General features: G+C 42.1%; 5 protein-coding genes. All 5 read right to left on the bottom strand.

What is annotated here, in order from left to right; translation table 11 throughout:
• Positions 1–37: 37 nt before the first annotated feature.
• On the bottom strand, positions 38–400 hold the full coding sequence (locus FDW88_RS18725; protein WP_032255273.1) for a hypothetical protein: 363 nt from the start codon (positions 398–400) through the stop codon (positions 38–40).
• Positions 397–729, bottom strand: coding sequence for a hypothetical protein (locus FDW88_RS18720; protein ID WP_227537861.1), 333 nt, complete (start codon positions 727–729; stop codon positions 397–399). Before FDW88_RS18720 ends, FDW88_RS18725 begins: the two co-directional genes overlap by 4 nt.
• Positions 730–1,287: 558 nt before the next feature.
• Positions 1,288–1,626, bottom strand: a complete 339-nt coding sequence (locus FDW88_RS18715; protein ID WP_112070331.1) for a hypothetical protein — start codon at positions 1,624–1,626, stop codon at positions 1,288–1,290.
• A complete protein-coding gene (locus FDW88_RS22480; RefSeq protein WP_069601754.1) occupies positions 1,619–2,011 on the bottom strand; it encodes a hypothetical protein in 393 nt (130 codons plus the stop codon). Before FDW88_RS22480 ends, FDW88_RS18715 begins: the two co-directional genes overlap by 8 nt.
• A 122-nt stretch (positions 2,012–2,133) precedes the next feature.
• On the bottom strand, positions 2,134–2,415 hold a 282-nt coding region (locus FDW88_RS18705), incomplete at its 5' end, for a hypothetical protein (protein ID WP_048240692.1).

The raw sequence follows: 2,415 nt of genomic DNA, 5'->3' as shown, positions 1-2,415 counted from the left end.
GCAAAAGTTCGATTTATTCAACAAAGCCCTTCCTTGCTTAAGAGGTGAAAAATTCACGAGTGGCGAAGCCTTGCGCCTGTAATGCGCTGATCGCTGCTGCGTGGTTAGCTGCGTTGAGATTGTCGCTCTTGAGGGCAACGTATGATCCAACGTTGGGAGCGCGTAGGACGTTCACAGGCTTATTACTACCTGCTGTAACGAAGTCGGACACGCAGACATAAGCCACGTTCCCAGATGTATAGAGAGCGCCGGAGGCGTCTAAAACATCGCCGCACTGCACATCAGCAGGAAGAGAAGCGAACACTTTACTGTCTACTGCTGCAAAATTGTCGGTCGCAGCACTCACAATGTCTGTGTAGCTTTTACGAACCGGAAAAACGTCTGATAGGGTGATAATCATTGTTTGGTTGATTCCTTTTTTACTTTATTGGCGATCCGTTCCTGAATACTTAATTTATTTGGATTGGTGTTTTCAGAAGGGAAATACTGTTCAACAGCTTTTTCAATTTCTTCTACAGTGCATCCTGCCATTTCAGCCACTTTAGCTATTAATTCATGGTTACACAAAATCACTTCATCTTTGTATTTTAGGATTCGGTCGCGATTATTTAATAAGAACATTGTTGTTGTTCCTTCGCGTTGTATTAACTTATTTGTTACACGTAAGGTGTAACAGTAAGAAGGGGCGGTTAAGCCCCTGGAGAGAATGCCCCTTGCTAAAGAAAGCATTATTAACGTCATTTTTCAGGAGAAATGAAGTTAAGAATACAATCTAATAAAAAGACCCCCGTTTTATTACCTTAGGAGATTTAAAAAGATCGGGGGTACTTTGCATCTGTTAAACGTGAAGCCCTTCACGCTGGCAATAACAGATCTTGATTTCATTATCTATTAGCTGACACTTTCGGGAGTGTAATTAATAGAAGATTTGCCAGCCTTAACGTAATTCCTGAACCTCTCACAATTCATGGTAGTTAAGTCTGACCACCGCAAACCCTAACGGGGCTTGAGATGTAAAAAGCACAATGCTTTTCCGTAAAGAAAGGAGATGCACGGTGATTGCTCACACCATTACAACACAATAATAATGTGACCGTGCATTACCTTCGGAACGACAAAGAAGAAATAACCGTAGCTAAAGAACATAACCCTATTCTTTACGGAAAGACATTGAAGAGAGCGCCGCCTATGGGAAACGGCATTCAGGAGGGGGGAAGTGATTCGAATACTATTCCTGTAACTTATTATGACACAAATAGCACAACATGTCAAGACATTTCGTAACTTTTATGTTATGGCGTATTCTTCGGCGATCTCTATGGAAAGCTCGGAAAGTTCCTGTGAGACATACTTTAGAGAACATGCAAGTTCCGTCCACTCATCGATCACTTTCCAAACCTCATGTTCTGTAACCGTACTATTTTGAGAGCGCATCAGAAGCGCTATGGCGCGTTCTAACTGCTCCAGCGCGTCTATCCCCTGCTCTGTCTGTTTAGACGCGCATAACAGCGCTTCTGGCGTTCTGTCACGCCACGCTGCATTAACCAGTTCAAGAATAGGTTGGTGCCAATTCTCGTGGAAAGAATTAAGTAGGGTGTTTATGGTGTCCATAGTCTTATTAGTCATAATGTTCCTTAGTATCAAATAGGGTGTCAAAATCGCGGGTTAAATTGTTAAGGTGATTTACCGAAAGCCAGCCGCAATAATGTTCGTAGGAGGAGAAATTAAGAATTTGCCATTTGTGGAGATTCGAAGAATCTACGTTGAAGAATTTCATCTTCCTGGGTTTCCAGAATGCAGAAGGGCAGCTATTGAGAATGTCCTGTAATGCGCCCATCTCATCTGGAGACATTGCAGGGCTATTCTCTTCGATTGTTTCAGTTTGCCATTCACCAGGAAGACAATTCTGTTCCTTCGAAAGGCGAGAGAGATTTTGAAAATCAGATGTTCGTAATAATGATTGTGCGTTTCGTTCAAGCTTTGTAACTACGTTACGTTTTCTTTTTCCCATTAATTCCTCTTAAAGGGAAACTTCCGTGTTTTCTCGTTAATGTCCATACTGCGTAAAATGCAAATAGCCAATAGATAGCGACGATCATAAAAAGTTTCCCGATTGTGTGTTAGTGTTGCTTATCAGTGGGGTGTAGTAATAAAACTCACCGCATCATTAACGGTAATGTCGTAATACTTGCCGTGACGTTCCATAGTTATAACGGCTGCATCGTGCATTAATAACATCCAATACCGCGCCCCACTTTCACTTATACCGACACCATCAGCAATGTGTTTCACGGTGGCTTTTATTGCTCCGCTTTCACGTTTGAGAGATGCAAGGTGATAATAAAGACGTTGGCAAACGGTGTTGCATTCGATTTGATGATGTGTTGCTTCGTTCAATAGGTATAGTTTGTTCAT

This window comes from Citrobacter sp. wls829 (genome assembly GCF_005280825.1).
Lineage (GTDB): Bacteria > Pseudomonadota > Gammaproteobacteria > Enterobacterales > Enterobacteriaceae > Citrobacter > Citrobacter gillenii.
This window is presented reverse-complemented; position numbering and strand designations above follow the sequence as displayed.